Origin of the sequence: Streptomyces sp. NBC_01260 (genome assembly GCF_036226405.1) — a bacterium.
Lineage (GTDB): Bacteria > Actinomycetota > Actinomycetes > Streptomycetales > Streptomycetaceae > Streptomyces > Streptomyces laculatispora.
In genome coordinates, this window is sequence record NZ_CP108464.1 from 4342304 (window position 1) to 4363677 (window position 21374).

Annotated in this window: 25 protein-coding genes and 2 pseudogenes; 15 read left to right on the forward strand and 12 right to left on the reverse strand. The window is 68.0% G+C overall.

The genetic code is table 11. The features are described from left to right. Positions 1-139: 139 nt before the first annotated feature. The 7 genes from OG322_RS19360 to OG322_RS19390 form a co-directional block, all read right to left on the reverse strand. Entirely contained in the window at positions 140-385 is a 246-nt protein-coding gene (locus tag OG322_RS19360) for a hypothetical protein (RefSeq protein ID WP_241200052.1), read from the reverse strand. Positions 386-551: 166 nt separating this feature from the next. Then, complete coding sequence (locus OG322_RS19365; protein WP_164494356.1) at positions 552-713, reverse strand: hypothetical protein; 162 nt, start codon at positions 711-713, stop codon at positions 552-554. A gap of 248 nt (positions 714-961) precedes the next feature. Next, positions 962-1627, reverse strand: a complete 666-nt coding sequence (locus OG322_RS19370; protein WP_329306728.1) for a response regulator transcription factor — start codon at positions 1625-1627, stop codon at positions 962-964. Further along, a complete protein-coding gene (locus OG322_RS19375; protein ID WP_266411604.1) occupies positions 1624-2730 on the reverse strand; it encodes a sensor histidine kinase in 1107 nt (368 codons plus the stop codon). Before OG322_RS19375 ends, OG322_RS19370 begins: the two co-directional genes overlap by 4 nt. A 143-nt stretch (positions 2731-2873) precedes the next feature. Next, a complete protein-coding gene (locus tag OG322_RS19380) occupies positions 2874-3419 on the reverse strand; it encodes a hypothetical protein (protein ID WP_124285220.1) in 546 nt (181 codons plus the stop codon). Between the two features lie 895 nt (positions 3420-4314). Next, positions 4315-4980 (reverse strand): response regulator, encoded by a 666-nt coding sequence (locus tag OG322_RS19385; protein WP_124284454.1) that lies wholly within the window; start codon positions 4978-4980, stop codon positions 4315-4317. After that, positions 4977-6119, reverse strand: a complete 1143-nt coding sequence (locus OG322_RS19390; RefSeq protein ID WP_329306729.1) for a sensor histidine kinase — start codon at positions 6117-6119, stop codon at positions 4977-4979. Before OG322_RS19390 ends, OG322_RS19385 begins: the two co-directional genes overlap by 4 nt. A gap of 119 nt (positions 6120-6238) precedes the next feature. On the opposite strand from OG322_RS19390, the gene OG322_RS19395 reads away from it, so the two are divergent. Genes OG322_RS19395 through OG322_RS19405 form a run of 3 tightly spaced genes read left to right on the forward strand, consistent with a single transcriptional unit; the run spans position 6239 to position 8327 of the window. Beyond that, the gene (locus tag OG322_RS19395; RefSeq protein ID WP_329306730.1) at positions 6239-6421 is read left to right on the forward strand and encodes a hypothetical protein; all 183 of its coding nucleotides are present in this window, start codon (positions 6239-6241) and stop codon (positions 6419-6421) included. A 14-nt stretch (positions 6422-6435) separates the two neighbouring features. Further along, positions 6436-7338 (forward strand): ABC transporter ATP-binding protein, encoded by a 903-nt coding sequence (locus OG322_RS19400; RefSeq protein WP_124284452.1) that lies wholly within the window; start codon positions 6436-6438, stop codon positions 7336-7338. Next, the gene (locus OG322_RS19405; protein WP_123460237.1) at positions 7335-8327 is read left to right on the forward strand and encodes an ABC transporter permease subunit; all 993 of its coding nucleotides are present in this window, start codon (positions 7335-7337) and stop codon (positions 8325-8327) included. The genes OG322_RS19400 and OG322_RS19405 overlap by 4 nt, the downstream gene beginning before the upstream one ends. Positions 8328-8684: 357 nt before the next feature. Here OG322_RS19405 and OG322_RS19410 read toward each other — a convergent pair whose 3' ends face one another. Next, entirely contained in the window at positions 8685-9086 is a 402-nt protein-coding gene (locus tag OG322_RS19410) for a PIN domain-containing protein (RefSeq protein WP_123460236.1), read from the reverse strand. Beyond that, complete coding sequence (locus OG322_RS19415) at positions 9083-9331, reverse strand: type II toxin-antitoxin system CcdA family antitoxin (RefSeq protein ID WP_329306731.1); 249 nt, start codon at positions 9329-9331, stop codon at positions 9083-9085. The genes OG322_RS19410 and OG322_RS19415 overlap by 4 nt, the downstream gene beginning before the upstream one ends. A gap of 297 nt (positions 9332-9628) precedes the next feature. Between OG322_RS19415 and OG322_RS19420 the strand changes: the two genes are divergently transcribed. The 4 genes from OG322_RS19420 (at position 9629) to OG322_RS19435 (ending at position 13507) form a co-directional block, all read left to right on the forward strand. Further along, positions 9629-11461: a GmrSD restriction endonuclease domain-containing protein gene (locus OG322_RS19420; RefSeq protein ID WP_123460234.1), complete on the forward strand. Its 1833-nt coding sequence runs from the start codon at positions 9629-9631 to the stop codon at positions 11459-11461. A 188-nt stretch (positions 11462-11649) separates the two neighbouring features. Continuing rightward, complete coding sequence (locus tag OG322_RS19425) at positions 11650-11934, forward strand: hypothetical protein (RefSeq protein WP_185095322.1); 285 nt, start codon at positions 11650-11652, stop codon at positions 11932-11934. Positions 11935-12436: 502 nt separating this feature from the next. Continuing rightward, on the forward strand, positions 12437-12886 hold the full coding sequence (locus OG322_RS19430; protein ID WP_123462122.1) for a helix-turn-helix domain-containing protein: 450 nt from the start codon (positions 12437-12439) through the stop codon (positions 12884-12886). A gap of 63 nt (positions 12887-12949) precedes the next feature. Further along, positions 12950-13507: a PIN domain-containing protein gene (locus OG322_RS19435; protein WP_329307745.1), complete on the forward strand. Its 558-nt coding sequence runs from the start codon at positions 12950-12952 to the stop codon at positions 13505-13507. Positions 13508-13833: 326 nt separating this feature from the next. On the opposite strand, the gene OG322_RS19440 is transcribed toward OG322_RS19435, so the two are convergent. Both OG322_RS19440 and OG322_RS19445 read right to left on the reverse strand, forming a co-directional pair. Further along, on the reverse strand, positions 13834-14466 hold the full coding sequence (locus OG322_RS19440) for a hypothetical protein (protein WP_124284449.1): 633 nt from the start codon (positions 14464-14466) through the stop codon (positions 13834-13836). Further along, positions 14463-14768, reverse strand: a complete 306-nt coding sequence (locus OG322_RS19445) for a hypothetical protein (RefSeq protein WP_241200051.1) — start codon at positions 14766-14768, stop codon at positions 14463-14465. Before OG322_RS19445 ends, OG322_RS19440 begins: the two co-directional genes overlap by 4 nt. Before the next feature lie 357 nt (positions 14769-15125). Here OG322_RS19445 and OG322_RS19450 point away from each other — a divergent pair, with 357 nt between their 5' ends. From OG322_RS19450 to OG322_RS19465, 4 genes and pseudogenes are all read left to right on the forward strand, one after another. Further along, complete coding sequence (locus OG322_RS19450; protein WP_123462118.1) at positions 15126-15401, forward strand: hypothetical protein; 276 nt, start codon at positions 15126-15128, stop codon at positions 15399-15401. Positions 15402-15478: 77 nt separating this feature from the next. Next, positions 15479-15631 (forward strand): hypothetical protein, encoded by a 153-nt coding sequence (locus tag OG322_RS19455; RefSeq protein ID WP_241200050.1) that lies wholly within the window; start codon positions 15479-15481, stop codon positions 15629-15631. Beyond that, complete coding sequence (locus tag OG322_RS19460) at positions 15632-16174, forward strand: hypothetical protein (RefSeq protein WP_241200049.1); 543 nt, start codon at positions 15632-15634, stop codon at positions 16172-16174. A gap of 231 nt (positions 16175-16405) precedes the next feature. Further along, positions 16406-16793: pseudogene (locus tag OG322_RS19465) on the forward strand (hypothetical protein); the annotation flags it as partial. 25 nt (positions 16794-16818) lie between these two features. On the opposite strand, the pseudogene OG322_RS19470 reads toward OG322_RS19465, so the two are convergent. Continuing rightward, a pseudogene (locus tag OG322_RS19470) lies at positions 16819-17819 on the reverse strand (IS5 family transposase). A gap of 151 nt (positions 17820-17970) precedes the next feature. Here OG322_RS19470 and OG322_RS19475 point away from each other — a divergent pair. From OG322_RS19475 to OG322_RS19490, 4 genes are all read left to right on the forward strand, one after another. After that, a complete protein-coding gene (locus OG322_RS19475; protein WP_329306732.1) occupies positions 17971-18555 on the forward strand; it encodes a DinB family protein in 585 nt (194 codons plus the stop codon). Between the two features lie 203 nt (positions 18556-18758). Further along, complete coding sequence (locus OG322_RS19480) at positions 18759-19253, forward strand: hypothetical protein (protein ID WP_329306733.1); 495 nt, start codon at positions 18759-18761, stop codon at positions 19251-19253. A gap of 64 nt (positions 19254-19317) precedes the next feature. Further along, positions 19318-20067, forward strand: coding sequence for an ABC transporter ATP-binding protein (locus OG322_RS19485; protein ID WP_329306734.1), 750 nt, complete (start codon positions 19318-19320; stop codon positions 20065-20067). Then, a complete protein-coding gene (locus OG322_RS19490; protein WP_123460229.1) occupies positions 20058-21374 on the forward strand; it encodes a DUF7224 domain-containing protein in 1317 nt (438 codons plus the stop codon). The genes OG322_RS19485 and OG322_RS19490 overlap by 10 nt, the downstream gene beginning before the upstream one ends.

The window sequence follows — 21374 nt, forward strand, 5'->3', positions numbered from 1 at the left end:
CCGGATGCTCGGGCGTCAATGCGCGACCTGACCTGCGGGAACAGGCTGATGCTTCCCGGATCTGAGTGTCGTATCGGTACCTGTGATGACCGCTCTTTACCGCTCTGACTGGCACGTAATGGCACGGCCGGTCACAGGTTCAGGTCCAGGCGTCATGGAGGTCCTCTGAGGTGAGAGCGGGGACGTCGGCGGTGCAGCCGTTGCGGGTGACGGCGAGCAGGGGTGTGGTGGCATCGGCGCTGGGCGGCTGGGAGCGACGGGTGAAGAGGCGGGCGAGGCCGCGGTTGTCGAAGGGCTTCTTCTCCAGCCACTTGACCGAACCCACGAGGGTGATCTTCTTGGCGATGGGGGCGCGGTCGGCGCAGCGAGCCGGGGCAGCATGCACGCTTCATCGCCACCGTCCGCACCGTTTTCGAGCAGATGGGATGGGACGATGCCGCTTCCTGGGCGGCGTCGAGTGAGCCGACTGCCGTCACCGTGGTTCACCGCCCCGGCGGGCACGCAGCGGGCACGCAGCGGGCACGGCGATCACTCGTACACGACTGCGGCGCTCAGGCGCGAGTGAACGGCGTCGGCGACCCGTCCCAGCGCAGCCCGATCCTGTCCACGACCTGGGTCGCGAGCGTCCATGCGGCCTCGTTGTCGGCCGCGCATACCCGTGACCCCTCTACGTTCAGCACCCCGTCGAAGACGTCGTCTCCCATGACAGGCATAGCGCGGTTCCAGATCGATACCCGAGTGAGCGCGGTCTGCCCGTGAGTCTGGACGACGATGTGTTTGCCGTCGCTACAAGCTGGCGCGTTGTCCCAGTCCAGCTCCGGAGGATCGGTGGATCCGATGAGGAGCACCGGATGATTTGTGCAGAAGTCCACAGCCCCAACCAGCATGACGCCCCTCCTGATCTGCTGAGACGCGCGGAGAGTATCGCCGCGCGAGGTGGAGGCCGCAGAATCTCGGCGACTCAGGCCAGGCCTGCCCCGAGGGCGCGGCGCACGGCGTCGGCGCGGTCCTTGATGTCCGCCTTGGCGAAGAGGTTGTTGATGTGCGTCTTCACCGTGGCCTCGCTGATGAAGAGCTTCTCGGCGATGGCACGGTTCGGCAGGCCCTGGCCGATCAGGGTGAGGACCTCGCGCTCGCGCGGGGTGATGTCGCCGGGCAGCGGCTGTCCGGGGGCCGGGGGCTTGGTGCGGACCGTCTCCAGGAGGCGGTTCTGGACTTCGCGGTCGAGGACGGACTGCCCGGCGGCGGCGGCGCGGATGGCGCGGGTGATGTCCTGGCGTCCCGCGTTCTTGGTGAGGTAGCCGATGGCGCCGGCGCTCAGCGCGGCCAGGATGGAGTCGTCGTCGGCGAACGTGGTCAGGATGACCACGGCGACCTCGGGGTGCTCCTCGGTGAGCCGCCGGGTCGCCTCGGTGCCGTCCATCACCGGCATCCGCAGGTCCATCAGGACCACGTCGACCGGGCCTGCGGCGACTGCGGCGAGTACTTCGGTGCCGTCGGCGGCCGAGGCGACGACGTCGATGTCCTCGGCCAGCCCGAGGACCGCGGCCAGCGGCTCCCGTACGGCAGCCTGGTCGTCGGCGACGATCACACGCAGCCGCTGGGGATTCTGCGTCGGTTCACTCATCCCGGTATCACTGCCTCCACTAGCCAGCCGCCTTCGTCCGGTCCTTCGGTGACCGGGCCCGCAGTGATCGTGCCACCCAGCAGGGCGACCCGTTCCCGCATGCCGATCAGCCCCATTCCGCTGCCGACGCCCGCGCGCACCGCACGGGTCGCCGCGCTGTTACGGATCCTCAGTGTCGTCGATGCGGCATCGAACGTCAGCTCCACGTGCACCTCGCCGCCGGGCGCGTGCCGGACGGCGTTGGTCAGCGACTCCTGCGCGATCCGCAGCAGGTTCTGCGTGACCTGGGACGGTACGTCGCGCGGGGTGCCGGTGAGGGTGAGGGCGTCGCGGTGGCCGGACGAGTCGAGCATCGCGGTCAGGCTGCCCACCAGCGGCAGGGAGTCCTCGCGGAGCGCGTGCACGGTCCACTGGGCCTGCTTCAGGCTCTCCTTGACCATGCTGTGCGCCTTCTGGTTCGCCTCGCGGACTTTCTCCAGGTCACCGGTTTCGATCAGGGCGTCCGCCAGTTCCAGCTGCATGTTGATGCCCGCGAGGGAGTGGGCCAGGACGTCGTGCACGTCGCGGGCGATCCGTCCCCGCTCGGTGAGGACGGCGGCCTGGGCCTCGGCGCGGGCAGCCCGCTCGGCGGACTCCGCGGCCTCGATGACTGCCTGGACGGCGCGTCGGCGGCTGCGGTTGATGATGCCGAGGACGACCGGGGTGCCGGTGGCCAGACCGACCGCCCAGGGCAGCAGGTGGTGGCCGGGGCCGATGCGCAAGTACAGGACTCCGCCGCACAGCAGGCTGCAGAACGCCGCGAGGGCCAGGGCCGGCTTGGGCTGCAGCCGGTATCCGGCGTGGCCGACGATGAAGAACGCGAAGAGGTAGCTCGACCCGCTGCGGCTGACGGCGATCAGGGCGGCCGCGGCGACGATGCCGAGGGTCAGCCAGATCAGGGCGACGCGGGGCGGGACCCTGTGCTCGGGCAGGTGCCGGGCGAGGAGGGCGAGGGAGTTGACGACGATGAGCGCGGCGACCACGAGGCCCCGGCCGCTGAGACCGATCGGCCGCACCGTGATGAACGCGGAGCCGATGACGCAGAGGGTCAGGACCCAGCCCACGCGAGGATCGTGACCTGTGAAGGTCAGGGCGCCGGATGCCCGGTACGGGGCCGAGCCCGTACCGGGCGCGCTCTGCTCCGCAGGGGCGCTCTGCTTTTCTGGGACGCTCTGTGCTTCGGGCACGGCGTGACCATAGTCCACGGTCAGGCCGTGCGGTCGAGAGAGGGCGCCGGGTGCGTCGCTGCGGTCGTCTGCGCCTGCCTGCCGTTCACCATCCGGCTCCGGATGAAGATCGTCGCGAGTCGCGTGACGACCTCGGTGAGTGCCATCAGGACGAAGGCCGCGACCCAGGCCTGGTCGGTGGTGATGTGGTGGGCGATGCTGAACCGCGCGACGTTGTCGGCGCCGCCGTGCGAGACCCAGAACTGGAAGCCCATGCGGGCGCCCATGCCGAGCACCCAGAGGATCGCGGAGACCGCGCCGGCCTTGATCAGCAGGTGCTCGCCCGCAACCCGGATGCGGGTGTAGACGCCGCCCGCGATGCCGAGCGCCGCGCCGACGGCCATGAGCGCGCCGATCAGCACCAGGTCGTTGCCCGCGGCGGGCACGCTGTCGAGGTACGTGTGCGCCACGAAGGCCACGATCCCCAGCGGGATCAGGAAGGTCTTGAGGTCCAGACGGCCTTCCCGCAGCTGCCGGAAGACGATCAGGACGAGGGCGATGTCGGTGATCCACTCGGTCGTTGTCATGCCCTCAAGAGTGCTGGCGCAGGGCCTCGCGCACCTGGACCCATGGGTGGAACGACAGGTGGAGATCGTCGTCCCGCACTCATCCACCCCGCCTGCCCGCGCCTCTGCGCCGTACCGCTCGGCGAGGTCCGAGACGAGCTCTGAGAGGCAGGTGCACAGATCCATGACGGCGGCCGCGCGCTCGGGGTCGGCAGGGGCGACATGGGTCGGCACGACATGCGCCCTGAGGCGGGGCGGTGGCAGAGGCGGCTCCGGCGCCGCGACGAGTGCCGCCGGGCGAGGCCGGCGCCGTAGGGAAGTACTCCCACAGCGTCCACCGGCCCGCTGTTGCCCGGACTGCAGACACCCGTACCTGGGCTTCCTCGTCCGGACTCGCCCACGCAGGGTCTTGGTCCCGGCACCCTCGAACGGCTCACCGGCCAAGATTCCGGACTTGCGGTACTCGCCGAACCGCGAGGCGATATCGCCTGCGACCTCGTCCGCTCGGAGGTCTCCCACCTCGGAGAACTCGACGAGTCGACCGTCGGACAGTAGCTGCTGGCGAGGCTCGATGAACTCATCCACGGTGTAGACCGTGAACTCCGGGGCGGTCTTGACGATCACGCCGCTTGGAAGAACCAGCCGTCGGATCCGCGCCACGTCGGCATCCTTGTCGCCCCTATGGTCGAAGGCGCCGAAGAGCTCGGTAGTCACTGCGCCGATCTCGGGCTTGGACACGGGCGCGAGAGCAACACCGGAGGGACGAGCGCTCAGTCGCCAAGACCCCTCCCGGCCGACCGGGGCGGACGCGGCATCCTGACCCTCGGCGGAGCTGCCCGTGATCCGAGGTCCGGACGGCCCGGACAGGGCTGAACGCAGTCGGAACTGCGACGAGCGCCGGGCAGCGGTCCCTTGGTCAGGGTGTCTGGTTGGAGTCCATGAGCCGGCTCTCCCAGGCCCAGGCGGCGGTCTCGACCCGGTTGCGGACTTGGAGTTTGGTCTGGATGGTCGCCAGATGGCTCTTGACGGTGCTCAGGGAGATGAACAGGGCGGCGGCGATCTCCTGGTTGGTACGGCCCCTGGCGATGGCGCGGACGACCTCGATCTCGCGGGCGGAGAGCGGCTGGACGGGCCGGGCCGCGGTCGCCTTCCGGGCAGGGGCGAGGTCGCGTAGCAGACGCAGGGTGATGGAGGGGGAGATCAGGGCGTCGCCGCTGTTCGCGGCGCGGACAGCCTCGACCAGTAGGGCCGGGCCGGCGTCCTTGAGTACGAAGCCGACGGCCCCGGAGTGCAGGGCGCCACGGACGTACTCGTCGAGGTCGAAGGTGGTGACGATGACCACCCGCAGTGGGTCGACCACGCCAGGGCCTGCCAGGGCCCGGGTGACCTCGATGCCGTCCAGTTTCGGCATCCGGATGTCGACCAGGCAGACGTCCGGGCGCATCCGCCGGGCCAGCTCGACCGCCTCGGCGCCGTCCGCCGCCTCGCCGACCACGGAGATGTCCTCCTGGTCCTCCAGGATGAGCCGCAGGCCGCGGCGGACCATCGCTTGGTCGTCGGCGAGCAGGACGGTGATGCTCAACAGCGGTCTCCCGCGGGGAGTGGCAGGGTGGCGAGGACGGACCAGCCGGTGTCGTGCTCCGGGCCGGCGGTGAGCGTGCCGCCGAGGGCCTCGACCCGTTCGCGCATGCCGATCAGCCCGAAGCCGCCCTGATGCAGATGGCGGGCCGGACCGCCCGGAGCGTCGTCGTGGACCGTGACGGTGACGCCGTCATGCTCCTGGGCGATGTGGACGGTGGCCGAGCGGGCGTGTGCGGCGTGCCGAGCGATGTTGGTCAGGGATTCCTGGACGATCCGGTACACGGTGGTGCTCACCTCGGGTGGCCAGGCCACCTGGTCAGCGGGCAGGTGCAGGTTGACCTCGGGGCCGTGGCCCTCGAACCGGCGGACGAGGTCGGTCAGTTGCTCCCGGCCCGCGACAGTGGGGGAGGTCGTGGTCGCGTCGTCGGTGTCCCGCAGCAGGCCGACGACGCGGCGCATGGCAACCAACGCCACGCTGCCGGCTTCCTCGATGTCGGTCAGGGTGCCGTCCAGTGCCTCGGGTCGCCGTCGGCCGACCAGGCGGGCGGCCTGGGCCTGCACCACGATGCCGGTGATGTGGTGGGCGACCACATCGTGCAGCTCCCGGGCCAGGGCGAGGCGCTCCTCGCGCCGTACGGCCTCGGCGGCCGCACGGCGGCGGAAGTCGAGGAAGCGCAGCCCGAGCCCGATACCGAGCGCGAGGACCCAGACTTGCGTACCGACCCGGAACGGGGTGCTGGGAGCCTCGCTGGACAGCAGGCCGGCGGCCATGAGTGCCAGCCCGCCGACCGCGATACCACCCGCCTGGCGCCAGGGCAGCGCCCTGATCGCGGAGCCGCCGAGGACGAGCAGGGCCAGCACCGCGGCGGCGCCGGGCTCGCCGGGCAGGTGGGCGAGCCGGGCGGTCAGGCCGGCGATCCCCGCGACGGCGAGGCCGATGACGGCCGCCCGGCCCGGGTGCCGCTCTCGTCCCAGCGCGACCAGGCAGATCACCGCCCCGACCGTGCTGTCGAAGGCCCAGACGCGGCCCTGGCCGGCGTACTGGACGGCCATCAGGACCAACACCACGGAGAACACCACCCCCAGGATGGTGTTGACGGCGGTCCTCGGCCCCCAGGCCGGTCGATGTCCCGTGCTCACCGGGCTCACGCTAGGCGATCACCACCGGCCGCTGAACCGGCCGAAAGTACGACTCGGGGGCACCTGAACCGTTCCTCCGGTCGGTGCGGGGACCGCGGCGCGGTCAGCAGGCTGTGGCCATGGCAGACCTCATCTCCGCTCCTCTTGCGCTCGCAGTCTCGGCCGCCCACGCCGAGAAGACCGTGCGAAGCCCGCTGCTGTACACATGGTGGGCCCTCAACCTGGCCGTCCTTCTCGCGGTCGGCTATGGCATCTACCGGTTCGTGAGGAAGTCGCGCGAGAACCGCGGCTCGCGCGGCTGATTCGGGAGGAACACATGACACCGGTACTGGAAGCCGTGCGGCTCGGCAAGCGCTACGGCCACCACCAGGCGCTGACCGACTGCGACCTGGACATCCCGCAGGGGCGGGTGATCGGCCTGGTCGGTCCCAACGGCGCCGGCAAGTCGACGCTGCTGAACATGGCCTGCGGGCTGATCAGGCCGAGCTCGGGCAGCATCCGCGTGCTCGGCGCGGAGCCGGCCGCGAACCCGGCCCACCTGGCCAAGGTCGGCTTCGTCGCGCAGGACACGCCCGTATACACCGACCTGTCCGTCGCGGACCACCTGCGCATGGGCGCCCGGCTGAACCCGAGCTGGGACGGTCGGCTCGCGCAGCGGCGGATCGCCCGGATGGGACTGGACCCAAAACGGAAGGCGGGCCGGCTCTCGGGCGGTCAGCGCGCCCAGCTCGCACTCACCGTCGCGGCAGCCAAAAGACCGGAGCTGCTGATCTTCGACGAGCCCGCCGCGGCGCTCGACCCGCTGGCCCGCTCCGGCTTCCTGGACAGCCTGATGGAGTCCGTTTCCGAACTGGGTGCCGGCGCGATCCTCTCCTCGCACGCGCTCGCCGACGTGGAGCGGGTCTGCGACTACCTCGTCGTGCTGGCCGGATCCCGGATCCAGCTCGCCGGCGATGTGCCTGAGCTGCTGGCGAGCCACTACCGGCTCGTCGGGGCCCGCGACGCCGTCGCGGCGCTGCCCGCGGCGGTGGAGTTCATCAGCGTCGATCACACGCCGCGGGAGACCACCGCGATCGTCCGCGCCGACGACGGGCTGCCGGCCTCCAGTTCCTGGACCGTGGACGCCCTCGACCTGGAGGAGCTGGTCCTGGCCTACATGACCCGGGCGAACCAGACCGCCGCCCAGCCCGCCCCGATGCCCACGGAGACCCACTCATGATCTGGCTGACCTGGCGTCAGTTCCGCGTGCAGGCGCTGGTGGGCCTCGGTGCGCTGCTGCTCCTCGCGATCCATCTGGTCTACCTGGGCCAGCAGATCCACAGCGGATACGACGACAACCTCGCGCACTGTGCGGGCCGTGACAACTGCTCCGGCGTGCTGGCCGCCTTCGCCGACCAGTACGGCTTCGAGGTGGACCTGCTCAGCTATCTGCTGCTGGCTGTCCCCGGCGCCATCGGCGTCTTCTGGGGGGCGCCGCTGGTCACCCGTGAGCTGGAGGACGGCACCCACCGGCTGGTGTGGAATCAGAGCGTGACCCGCAGCCGGTGGCTGGCGGTCAAGCTCGGGTCGATCGGCCTGCTGAGCATGGCCGTGTCCGGCGTCTTCAGTCTCCTGCTGACCTGGGCCTCCGGTCCGGTCAACGACGTCCTGAACAACCGGTTCGAGCCGGTGCTGTTCGGCTCGCGCGATATCGCGCCGCTCGCCTACGCCGCCTTCGCCTTCATGCTGGGCAGTGCTCTCGGCCTGTTCATCCGCCACACGGTGCCCGCCATGGGAACGACCCTGGTACTCTTCGCCGTCCTCCAAGTCGTCATGCCCACGCTGGTACGGCCGCACTACGAGACTCCGGTCCGCACCTCGGTGCCGCTCACCTCGCAGATGATCAGCGGTCTGACAAAGATCGGTACCTATGGTGAGATCGGCGGCCTGCGAGTGCCCGGCGGGCCCTGGGTGGTGAAGACCAGCGCCATTCTCGACTCCGCAGGCAGGGAGATCGGCCACAGCGACTGGTACCAGGACTGCACCAACAACAAGTCGATCAACGAAATGCCGGGCTGCTTGGCCAAGGGGAACATCCACGTGGACATCTCCGAGCAGCCGGCTGACCGCTACTGGACGTTCCAGTGGGTCGAGACCGCGATCTTCGCCGCCCTGACCGCGGTGCTGGCAGTCCTGTGCTTCTGGAGAATCCGCGGCCGACTCGCCTGAACCTCCCTCTCGCGGTTGTTCCTGAACCGCGGGCATCCCTTCATCGCCGCGATTGACCTGGCCGTACGCCGGGTCACTTACTACCCCTCGGACAACACCGGAGCCCCAGGTCGTTGACCTGGGGCTCCGAAGAAGAGCGGGTGACGAGAATCGAATTCGCGCTCTGAGCTTGGGAATCAGCGGTGCTTGGGCTGCCAGAGGGGCCCTGACCTGGACCTTCGCACGTCACAGGCGGATGGCCCCGGTCTCTGGAAGCTGCATCTGACCGCTGTTGTCCGCTCTGCTGGCTGCGGATGGGGCACGCGGCTGGCGGTGCAACACAGGCTGCCAAGGCGCGTGCGCCGGGCGGGCGGCGAGTCAGAGGGGGATGACGCGTACCTGATTGCCGCAGAGTTTGGTCATGTCGTCCCTGTCGGAGGTCAGGAGGGCGACGGGTTTCGGCTGGCGCAGGGCAACCTCGGCGACCGTGGCGTCGATGGCGTACTTGTGTCCGTGCAGCCCGGCGGCTTTGAGGAGCTCCGCTGCCGTTTTCGCCGCCTGTTCGGTGACCGGTTCCACTTTGATCCGGGACAGGGTCCAGTTCAGGCGTGGCATGTTGGTGCGGGAGTGGGTGACTTCCACGATGGTGTTGGCCCCGATCACCAGGTCGGCTCCCATGTCGTGGAAGACCTGAAGCATCGCGAGGAGCTTGCGGTCCTGGGTGATCCAGGCGGAGAGCCCTTCCGAGTCCAGGACGACGGTCTCGATGCGCTCGCTCACGCGGCGTCCGCGTCCTTGGAGGAGCCGGCGGAGCCGAAGATCTTCGCGCGGGCCTCGGCGAGCTCCTCGTCGCTGAAGGGCCCGTGCTCTTCCTCGTGGCGGCGGAGGTCGTCGCCCAGGAGCTGGTGCCGGATCTGGCGGGCCACGGCTTCCGCCACGTAGCCGGAGACGTTGTCCGTGAGCTTGCGGAGCTCCGCCACTTGGTCGCTGGGGAGTGTGACGGTGATGCGAGTCGTCGAGGACATACGTCCAGCATACTGGAGTATGCGGGATGTCGCTGTGCGGTGCTTTGGCTGCTCGCGGGGGCAAGCGTCGGTTTCCTGATGGGTATGCGAAAGGGCCTTGGTAGCTACCTCGAAGTCACGACTCCGGCCGCCTGGGGCAGGGAGAGACGTGTATCGATCCCGAGCCGACGCAGCGCGACGGCCCTTGGCGAGAGGGCAGACGCCGCCCCCATCGACTTGAATTTCAGCACCGGCCTCGTGCTCACTCGACCACCGGTAACCTCTCGGCAGCGTTCAGTGTCGAGGAGGGGGTGGGTCGTGACTGAGCAAGCATTCGGGATCGACAAGATTCAGTTGGTCAAACTGCTGCGGCGGGTGGCAGAGGGCGAAGCGCAGTTACCGGAGTTCCAGCGCGGCTGGGTGTGGCCGGACCACAACATCATCGGCCTACTCGCCTCGATCTCTCGTGGATACCCGGTCGGCACCCTCATGTTGCTGCAGACCGGTGGTGACGTCCGTTTCAAGTGTCGCCCGGTCGAGGGCGCCACCCCGCCCCCGGGCATCGAACCGGATACCCTGATTCTCGACGGACAGCAGCGGATGACCTCGCTCTTCCAGTCGCTCATGCTCGGCAAGCCGGTCGAGACACAGAACCAGCGTAAGCAGCGGATCACCGGCTGGTTCTACGTCGACATGGTCAAGGCTCTCGACCCTCATGCGGACCGTGAAGACGCCATCCGCCTTCTGCCGGCGGACCGGGTGGTCCGCAGCTTCCGTGGCGATCTCATCGAGGACTACTCGACCTCGGAGAAGGAATATGCGGCCCGGCTCTTCCCACTCTCCCAGCTCTTTTCCAACCGCGATTGGAGCTACGGTTACGAGGACTACTGGAAGGATCAGGGGCAGGACGGCCGCAAGTGGTGGCGGGACTTCGAGGAGGCATTCGTCCGCCCCTTCGAGCTCTACCAGGTGCCGGTGATCGAACTAGGGAAGCAGACCGAGAGGCAGGCTGTCTGCCAGGTCTTCGAAAAGGTCAACACCGGCGGTGTCACTCTCACAGTCTTCGAGCTACTCACCGCCACATATGCCGCCGAAGAGTTTGACCTGCGCGACCACTGGAACAATGTGGTCCGGGCCGCGTGGAAGGCGCCGGAGTACCGCGTCCTTAAAGAGGTTGCCAACACCGACTTCCTGCAGGCTGTAACCCTGATGGCAACGGCTGCCCGGCGCGCCGAAGCCGCTACCGTCGGGATTGACGAAGAACGTCTGCCGCGAATCGGCTGCAAGCGCAAGGACATGCTGGAACTGGGTCTGGACGAGTACCGCCGCTACGCACCACTGGTCGTCCAAGGCTTCAAGGACGCCGCCAAGTTCCTCCGCCAGCAGTACCTCTTCGACACCAAGTTCCTCCCCTACGGCACCCAGCTGATCCCTCTCGCCGCGATCCTCAGCACGCTCGGCGCACAGGCCGAACCGGCTGGTGCGCAGCAGAAGCTGGCCCGTTGGTACTGGTGCGGTGTGTTCGGCGAGCTGTACGGCGGCTCGACGGAGACCAGGTTCAGCCACGACCTCCCCGAAACCGTGGGCTGGGTGCGCGGCACCGGGGCCGAACCTCGCACCATCCGCGACGCCCGGTTCAGTGAAAGCCGCCTGCTGACATTGCGCACCCGCAACAGCGCCGCCTACAAGGGGATCTACGCGCTTCTGATGAAGGAAGGTGCCATCGACTGGCGGACTGGTGAGAAGACCGAGATCACTGAGTACTTCGCGGAGGCCGTGGACATCCACCACATCTTCCCGCAGGCGTGGTGCGAGCGGGAGAACATCGCCCGGGGCACTTACAACTCAATCGTCAACAAGACCCCTCTGACCGGACGCACCAACCGCATCATCGGCGGGACGGCGCCCTCTGCCTATCTCCCCAGGCTCGCGAGGAACGCCGAGGTGGACGCGGACACGGTGGCCAACCACATTCGTACCCATCTGGTTGATCCCGCGCTGCTCGCCAAGGATGACTTTGCAGGCTTTTTCGAAGCCCGGCAGCAGGCCCTGGTCGAGGCGATCGAGACGGTCACTGGCAAGGCGGTAGTGACTGAAGACGGATATCCCGCAACCGGTGTGGTGGACGAGGACGAGGGCGACGAAGACTGAATGTCCGCCGGGTGCCGTGGCGGCCCTTCTTTCCGAGCCGTGTCGACTACTCGCTGATCGGGCTCCTTGCCGTCAGTCGCAGCCGACGCACGGACGGAGCCGGCCACGGGCAAAAGGGCGATGAGACCGGAGTCCGGTAACCGCGTGGCCGTGCTGCGGAGTTCCCGCGGAAGGACCTTCAGCGGCACATGAGCCGGTACGCCGAGAAGGGGCCGGACAGCCTGCTGTTCGTCGGGGAGAGTGTCAAGCCGTTCCGTCGGTCCGTCTTGGTGCGGAAGTGGCGCAAGGCCACGCTCGGTCTGCCGGAGAACTTCCGTCTCTACGTCCTCCGGCACACCGGCCACACCCTCTCGACCCGCTCGGGAGCCACGCTGAAGGACACGATGGTGCGGGCGGCCCGTGACAAGGCGCGCGGGGGTGCGAAAAGGGGTCACGTGGTGCGGAGGTGGTGCAAGGCGCTTAGGGAGGTCTAGACAACGACGAACCCCCAGTTCACTGACCTGGGGGTTCGTGGAAGAGCGGGTGACGAGAATCGAACTCGCGCTCTGAGCTTGGGAATCACCCGGTACTTGACCTTGCGCATGCGCTCTGACCTGCTGAAATGCGCCCCGATGGTCAGGCCCTGACTGCTACGTCGGTTCCTTTGGTGACCACTGTCTACTGCTCCTACTGGCATGTTGTGGCACGGCCTTTTGCGCGGTGACGGGGAGAGGTGTTGGCAGGGGGTGCGCGTTGCCCAGCGTGCTGGTGTGGTCTGCCGGGATGCCCGGTGGAGTGGGCGTCAGCTTTGCCTGTACTGCTCATGTATCCGTTCGGAGGGTCTCCACCGGCCGCTGGCCCGTAGACCGGTGAGCAGGACAAGTCGCTCGGGCGGGACGCGGCAGATCTCGTCTGCCCTGGGGTTGCCCGCACCGGATCCCCAAGTTACAGTTATTTCAGATGATGCGTAGGCGGGGTCACTGATTGGAGGCGACCATGGCTCGTTCCAGCGTTCTTGCCCGTGCCGAGAAGGTGGAGCCGAATCCCTCGCACCAGGGCGTGCTGGCGGCGACTGCTCGGATGGCGCCGGAGGCGGTCGAAGTGTTGGTGCGCACCCGGGATGGCGGTGAGCTCGTGCTGCCCGGGGAGCTGGTCCGCCTGCTCCTGACCTCGGCCGGTGAGCTTGCCCGTGGGCATGCGGTGACGGTTCTGGCGTCCGAGACGCAGCTGTCGCCCGCTGAGACCGCTGAGCTTCTGGGTCTCTCTCGGCCGTTCGTCGCACGCTTGCTTGATGCCGGCGACATCCCTTCGACGAACCTGCCGGGCAGTAGTCACCGGGTGGTCCGCCTTGCGGACGTGCTGGTGTTCCAGCGGCAGCGTGAGCGCCGCCGAGAGGGACGGCGCCAGATCGCAGACGTCTTGGAGGGTGTCGATCTGCCCGATTGATCCGGGCGTCACGGATAGCCGTCGAAGTGAAGAAAGAGGGGGAGTGTGGCAGCGCGGGTCTTTGTGGACACCAACGTTCTGTTTCCATTCTCGGTCATGGACGTGATGCTGGCTCTCACCGAGGACGCTATTCACGAGATCGTGTGGTCCGAACGGCTGCTCGCCGAGTGGGAACGGGTCATCGTCCGGGAGGGAAAGCGTTCGGCGAAGTCGGCCGCCGCGGTTGCCCAAGCCGTCCGGCGTTTCTTCCCCGACTGCGAGATCGACGCGGCGGTATACGGGCACCTCGTGGATGACATGCCGGGTGGTGACCCCGACGACCGGCATCACTCGGCGGCAGCGGTGGCGGCTGGTGCCGACGCGCTGATCACGTGGAACCTTGCCGACTTCCCTGCCGGTGATTTGGCCGCGCGCGGCGTCCGAGTGATCGATCCAGATACGTACCTGTGTGAGCTGTACAAGGAGTTGCCGCACGAGGTGGCGGAGACGGTAGTCAGGCTTGTTGGAGAGAAGCGCAACCCGCCAGTCACCCTCGCTGATGCCGTCGCCCGTCTCTCAAAGGCCGGCCTACCCGTCTTCGCTGACCTGCTGACGGGGCACTTCGGGTGCCGAGTGAGGTGACGCGAGGGCTGGTGGTGCGGAGGTGGTGTCGAACCCGCTGAAGCAGACCAGACGGCAAAGAAGCCCCCGGCCGCTGGCCTGGGGCTTTTGCACGGAGCGGGTGACGAGAATCGAACTCGCGCTCTGAGCTTGGGAATCATCTGGTACTTGGTTCCGTGAACAGCATCTGACCTGTGGGAACGTGCACCGGTGGCATCGTCCCGTCTGCTTCGTCAGTACCCTTGGTGACCGCTGTTTGCCGCCCCTTCTGGCACGTTGTGGCACGGGTTTCCCGTGCGGGCAACCGCTCGGACGGGCTTGCCTGGTCCGGGCTGCGTGGCCGGTCGTTACCAGGTGGTCAGGTCGACTGCGTGGACACAGTGGGGGTCGGATGTGTCTGTCACCCAGCGTTCCTTTTCGCCGATGAGTGAGGGCAGGGCGGCCAGCAGGGCGGTCAACGCGCCGGTGAGCTGTACGTCGGCCGCGATCAGGCCGTCGGCCTTCTCGACTGCGAGGTAGAGGCGCATGGTGTCCTGGCCGGTGAAGAGGAACCCGCAGAGTGCGGGGCTGGGCGGAGTCTCGACGAACGGCCAGGCCAGCGTGCGCAGCACACGCAGCGCTTGATCCGTACTGGTCGAGTCGGCGGGTTCGAGGACGGTGGTGTCCACCCGGACCAGGGGCATGCCCATCACGGTCGCGTCCGTGTGGGGGATAGGGCCGGATGCGAGCGTGCGCGTCCAGCCAAGCACCAGAGGGGCGGTCACCGGCTCCTCGTCCTCGTCCGACAACGGCACTTCATAGGAAACCAATTCGTGTGGCGCCACCGTGTCAGCCGTTCCGGTCACGACCCGGACCGCATCCCTCGCCGGCAGCACACCGCGCAGGAAGGTCCCCCCGGCAAGGGGCACCGCTGTGTAGTCGAGGAGGAAGCGCGTGATGTACGCCTGCTGCTCGGCCGTTTTCCCGCCGGAGTCGTTCACTCGTTGATCCAGTCCGGGCACCTGTTCATGCCCTTGCAGTAGGCCGTGATGACACCGATCTTCTTGCCCCTGCCCCCGTCGTACTCGCCATCGGCCGTACGACGGGCGTACTGCACGATGACCACGATCGTGACCAGCTTGGTCTGATTGCGGGCGACCCCGTAGTACTCGAGTCTGCCTCCGTTCTTCTTGTCGACCCTCCCGGCCAGGGCCGCGTCGACCACCCGGCACCTCTTGATGTTGTGCTTGCCGGAGAAGTGGTTCCAACCGAGATCGGCGTTGCCGTAACGCGTAGCGATCACCCAACGGTTCTTGAACTGCCACAGTGGCCCTGGCCTGCATGTTTGGTCGGGGTGTGCGAGGTCGGCGAGATCTCTGGGGGCCGTACGTGACCGCTGCTGTCCGCTCCGAAGGGCACGGATGGGGCACGGCGGCGGTCGATGCCACCGTGCCGTGGGTGGGAAAGTTCCACCGCGCTGGATCAGGCGCTCGTCGTCGTGCGATTTCATCCCCGTGGCGATCTGTTGCAGGGCGATCCGGTCGGCTGTCATCGATTCGGAGCCGTAGCGCCAGCGGTCGGCGGGCTGCGTCTCATCGCAGCGCTGGCAAGAGACTCCTGCTTGAGGTACTAAGGTACCGTGAGTGTGGAGGTGGGATTCATGACCACGGCTTCGAAGCCGCCCCGGCAGGCGCCGCTCAAGGTGGACCCGGCGACGGACAAGTTGATCAGCCAGGGCGCGCATTTCCTGGGCCTGACGAAGAAGGACCTGGTCGCGGAGGCGGTACGGGTGTACCTGGACCAGCGGCGTGAGGATTTGCGCGAGGGCATGGTGGAAGCGCTCAGCGTCCTGGACGGCTCCCTGAAGTCGGACGTCATGCTCCTGACTGGTCTGACCGCGGAGGAGATCGACGCGGTCGGCGGGATCGACGAATGACCGGTCCCGTTGCGATGCGACCCACCAGGCCCACCCTGCGATGCCTACGCGATGACCTCGGACTCCCCTTACCGGCGGTGACCGACTCCCTGGACGAGATCGAGCACCCGATCCTGGCGAAGACCGCCGAGCAGTTCGCGGCGGACGATGCCAAGCATGAGCGCATCCGCGCTGTCGATGACCAGGTGTTGTTCAAGGTGAAGGTCCAGCGCTGGCGCGGGGCAGTCTGAGTGGACGCCGATCTTCCGTGGCTGGTGGCGGCCGGCCGCCGCGAGGACGGCTCCACCGACGACTTCTACGCCGCTCTCGAAGCCGACGGCAAGACTGCCCGAACCCGCTACAACGCCGGCAACACCGACGCGCTCAAGTCCGCCACGTACACCGCCCACTTGCTCCCCGCTCGCGAGGACCACGTCCGCTATCGCGCCGAAGCTGGAGTCCGTTTCGTCCGGCGGCTCCGGACCACGGTTCTGACCCTGAGCCGTGCCACCCTCCGGGACGGTCAGGAGCACACGGTGGACTTGGACACCTTCACCGTCGGCCTTCAGGTCCGCGCCGACGACGGCCACGAAACCTACCTCGCGGTGCGGATCACGGGTTCGGTCCCGCCGAACCTCACCACTTTGATCCTGCGTAACGTCCCCGGCTGCGAGGCCGACGGCTGGTACCCCGAATACGCCCTGCCGGAACGGGACCTGCTCCCCGCCGAACAAGCCTGGTCCAACCTGATGGACCCCCGCGAGGCCGCCCGACTCCTCGACACGGAGCCTTAACAGCCAGAAACAAACAAGGCCCAGGTCATTGACCTGGGCCTTCGTGTGGAGCGGGTGACGAGAATCGAACTCGCGCTCTGAGCTTGGGAAGCACCCGGTGCCCAGGCATCAATGGCGCCTGACCTGCAGGAACAGGCTGATGCTTCCCGGATCCGAGCGTCGTATCGTCACCTGTGATGACCGCTCTATACCGCTCCTACTGGCACGTTGTGGCACGGTCACCGCCGGTGCGGCCCGCGCATCCTGCTCCGCGAGGAAGGCGTCTCCTTTCAACGCCTGAAGACGTGGAAGACCTCCCGTGATCCGGACTACGCGGCCAAGAAGGCCCGCGTCGAGCACCTCTACGCGGGCAGAACTCCAGGAATTGCGTCCGCCTCTTGATCGGCTTCCTCCGACCGTGCGGATCGCGATCGTCAGCGATAACTTCTCCCCGCACCTGACCACGAAGAAGTGCCAGCGCGTCGGCACCTGGGCTGCGGCCAACAACGTCGAGATGGCCTACACCCCGACCAACAGTTCCTGGCTCAACCGCATCGAGGCCCAGTTCACAGCCCTGCGCTACTTCACCCTCGACGGCACCGACCACGCCGACCACAAGGAGCAGGGCAGCATGATCCGGCACTAGGGCCTGTATTGAGTTGTGATCAATGAGTGGTTCGCGTGAGGTCCTTGATCCAGATCATGGAGGCGCGGAGGTGGAGTCCGGCGAGGTAGCTCTCGGGGGTCTTGTCGTAGCGGGTGGCGATGCCGCGCCATGCCTTCAGCCTGTTGATCAGGCGCTCGACGGTGTTGCGGTCCTTGTAGAGCTCGGCGTCGTGGGTGAGGGGCCGGCCGCCCCGGCGGCCTTTCTTCTTCCGGTTGGCGGTCTGGTCCTTCTTCTCCGGGATGGCTGCCTTGATGCTGCGTTTGCGCAGGTAGGCGCGGTTGCCTCGGGAGGAGTACGCCTTGTCTCCGGCGACCGCGTCGGGCCGGGTTCGGGGACGGCCGACCGGGAGGCGAACCCGCACCTTGTTGAGCACGGGGATGAACTGCGGGCTGTCGGCGGCCTGTCCGGCGGTGAGCGTGAGGACGAGCGGTCTGCACTTGCGGTCGGCAGCGACGTGGACCTTGCTGGTCTGCCCGCCCCGCGAGCGGCCGAGCAGGGCGGCCTTCAGGCGGAGCTTGCGGCGTCGCCGGACGCGTCGCCGTTCGACCCGCCGGGCCTCGACGTCGGTGTCCTGCCCGACTTGTTCCTCGCTGTCGCCCCCTTTGAGCGGGTCCTCTCCTCCTCGGCCGCCTTCTCCAGGGCGTCCAGCGTCTCCGGATCAAGGCGCATCCCGGCGGCGTCGTGGTGGGCACGTGTAGTGGTGGAGTCCACGCTGACCAGCGAAAGGTCCACCTCGCCCCGCTCCGCAGCCTTCGCGATCAGACCTTCCAGCAGGTTCTCGAAGACCCCGGCATCCCGCCACTGGCGGAACCGGTTGTACACGGTGGGCCAAGCGCCGAACTCGGCCGGCATCTCCCGCCACTGCGCGCCCGAGCGGAACTTCCAGATCACACCCTCGAACTGCTCGCGCAGTTTCGTGGGGTACGGCCCGTACTCGCCGATCGGCAAGTACGGCTCCACGTACCCCCACTCCTCGTCCGTCAGCTGTCTCCGCGTCATGCACACCGGACTACAGGATCCGCCCCCGAAGCGACGGCGAATCCCGCAGATTGATCACGACTCGATACAGGCCCTAGACGGAAATGGACCGCTCCGCGCGTGAGCAGGGCGCGCCTTGAGGGCGCGGGGGCTTCGTGGCAGGGTCCGGGGCATGATCGATGGGTTGGCCAAAGATGTTTTGTACGGGCGGCTGCGGCGCGACCGTGAGGCGTTGCTCTGGAAGCTCGACGGGTTGTCCGAGTACGACGCCCGGCGGCCTCTGACGGCGTCCGGTACCAATCTGCTCGGGCTTGTGAAGCATGTGGCCACCGTCGAGGCCCGGTACTTCGGTGAGGTCTTCGGCCGCCCTTCGCTCGAGCCGCTGCCCCGGTGGCAGGATGCCGATGGGAGCGATCTGTGGGCGGCCGAGGGGGAGACCTGCGAGCAGGTCGTCGGGTTCTACCGGCGCACCTGGGAGCACTCGGACGCGACGATCGAGGCGCTTCCCCTCGATGCCCCCGGTCATGTGCCGTGGTGGCCGGAACCCTATGACGACACGACCCTGTTCGCCGTCCTGGTCCACGTCCTCGGCGACTCCATCCGGCATGCCGGTCACGCCGACATCCTGCGCGAGGGCCTCGACGGCCGGACCGGGTTGCGTCCCGAACACGAGCAGCCGATCGACGAGGATGCCCGCGCGGCGCATCGCGCGAGGATCGAGCGCGCGGCCAGGTCGGCCGCACCCGTCAGGCCGTAGACGCGTCCCGCGCGGGAAACCGGGGAAAAGCTTTGCGCTGCGCTGGATCGCGCCTCAATTGGCTTGAAACTCAACAACGTTGATCACGAAATCAACACGATGGTGATCATTCCCCGACGGTCTCGTCAACTGCGGGTAAAGATTCGATCGCTTCGTCTGGGGGGAGTGCCTCCGGATCAGGCGGCGAGGCCGGTCTCGGTCTCGTGAACCTCATCGAAACCAGGAGTCACCATGCGTACGTCGCGAAATATCTGCAGAGCCGCGCCGTAGTGGCATGTGTGGCTGTGCTCCCTCTTGCCGCCGCACCCATCGCGTCTGCCGAAGACGCCTACAGCGGTAAGCAGGGGGGCATTTCGCTGTACTCGATCGACAGCTACATGCAGGGCGTGGTGTCCGGTTTCAGCTCCAGCAAGACCGACATCGGCACGGCCCCGACGATCATCGACTTCTACAAGTGCGTGACCTCGGACCACGGGAACGCGACCGAGTCGACGCAGATTCAGCTCATCAACTACAACTACACGACCCCGAACGAGAACTGGGAGAAGCAGACGTTCACCGCATGCTTCGGCGGCGGCCAGTCTCACGGTGAGTGGACCGGCCGCAAGGGCGATGACCTGTTCTTCAAGGTCAAGGCCGTGAACGGCAACACCTCCGCGGGGCCGACGCTGACGGTCTCGCGCGTGCACATGTGGTGATCTGACGCACGACACGGCCCGCACCGAACCGGTGCGGGCCTCCCACCACAAGAGAGTGCGCACCATGCCCATCGGCTTTCAGTCGGTCGACTTCGGCTATCGCCGTCGCGTTCCCGTCGTTCAGCGCTTCACCATCGACTTTCCGCGCGGGCGGACGGTGTTCCTCGGTCCCAACGGTGCGGGGAAGTCCACCGTGCTGTCACTGGCCGCTTCCGTGCTGCGGCCGGATTCGGGCACCGTTGTGTACGGGAGGAAGGCGACCACGCGGCGTGGTGACCTCACCGCGTTCCGGCGGCGCATCGCCTGGCTGCCTCAGCAGATCGAATCGGTGCCCCGGCTGACCGCCCGCGAGCAGGTGGCGTACGTCGGGTGGCTGAAGGGCATGAACCGGCGGGACGCCTGGGACCGTTCGCTCGGCGCGCTGGAACGGGTCGAGCTCGCCGATCTCGCCGGCCAGAAGGTCCGCCGGATGTCCGGCGGGCAGCAACGCCGGATAGGCGTCGCCCAGTCACTGGTGCACGAGGCCGAAGTCCTGCTGCTGGACGAGCCGACGGCCGGCATGGACCCCCGCCAGCGCCGGGTCTTCCACGAGATCCTGAGCGGCCTCGACCAGCATGTGGTGCTCTCGACGCACGAGGTCGCCGATCTGGAGGAGACCTACGACCACGTCGTCGTGCTGGACCGCGGGACCGTCCGATTCGCCGGTGAGGTACGCGATTTCCTCGCTCTCGCCCCGCACGGCACGGCGCCCGGGCGCCTCGCGGAGGCCGCGTACTACGCCACCGTCCGGGAGGAGGGGCCGGTATGCGCGTAGCGACGGCGTTGCGTACGACCGGCGCTGTCTGGATCGCGCCGCTGGTCCTCGGATGGGTGTGGCTGGTCACCGCTCACGAGGCGTCGAACGAGCCGGCCTACTGGGCGGGGAACACGGTTCTCGTCGGGCACACCCTGCCCTTCTACGCCCCTGCCTGCGCGGCGTTCGCCGCCTGGGAGGCCGGGCGCCTGCGACGGGCGGGCGTCCACCGGCTGGGGGCGGTGCGCGGCCGGTACGCCATCGCGTTCGGCGTGCTGTGGCCGGTGGCGCTGCTCGGAGTGGCGGCGGTCGTGGCGTGCCTGATCACCGTGCGACTGCAGACGGGTGCGGCCCACGACTGGCCGCACCCGGGCGTGCTGGCCATGGCCGGGTACCTCATCGTCGTCCACACGGTCGTCGGCTACGGCCTGGGCATGATGCTGCCGCGCATCCTGGCCACCCCCGTGATCCTCGTCGTGGACTATCTGTGCCTCGTCATGCCCGTCACGATCACGTCCCCGATGTGGCTGCGGGAGCTCACCGGGTGGCTCGACGCCCCTTACGGTGACGTCACGATCACGGTGAACCCGATGGCCCTGGTGGTGCCGATGCTGATGGCCACCGGCTTTCTGGCCGCTGTCCTGGTCAGCGCGGAGATCGCCCGGTGGCGTCGTAACCGGTTCGTACGGATCGGGGCCGCGGCCGTCGCGTCCGCGGTCTGCCTCGGTGTGTTCACCGCGTCGGCCGTCGCACCCGTACGGGACTGGACCGGGGACCCGCCGCCGCAGGCCCGCACCGACGCGCCGGTGTGTGCCGACGGCTCGCCCCGGGTCTGTGTTCCCGTGGAGGCGGCCGCCAGCCTGGGCCCGCTGACCGAGGCGTCGAAGGAGGTCGTTCCCCTTCTGGTGGGTGCGGGGCTGAAGCCGCCGAAGGAGCTCGCCTTCGTCTCCGAGGCGGCCCACATCGACAAGCAGACGTGGCGGCTCTTCCTCTACAGGGACATGCGCGACGTGGATCTGAAGGCCAGCGTCGCGGCGTCGGCTCTTCCCGTCATCCCGCCGTGCGACACCTCCACCGACGTCCAAGAGGGCAACGTGGGCACGCTCGCGGCGTGGCTCATGGTCAAGGCCGGCCTGGACGAGGAGGCGATCCGGGGTCAGTACAGCGAGAAGCGAGCCGCCGACCCGCGCCTGGCGTCCGTGGTGCGGAAGGTGACGAAGCTGTCGCCCGAGGAGCAGCTGTCCTGGTACACGCGCAACGTCAGGCTGCTCCAGCAGTGCAAGCCCGCTCCGGAGACCATGCCGGCTGCCCCTCCCGTGGAAGGGTGA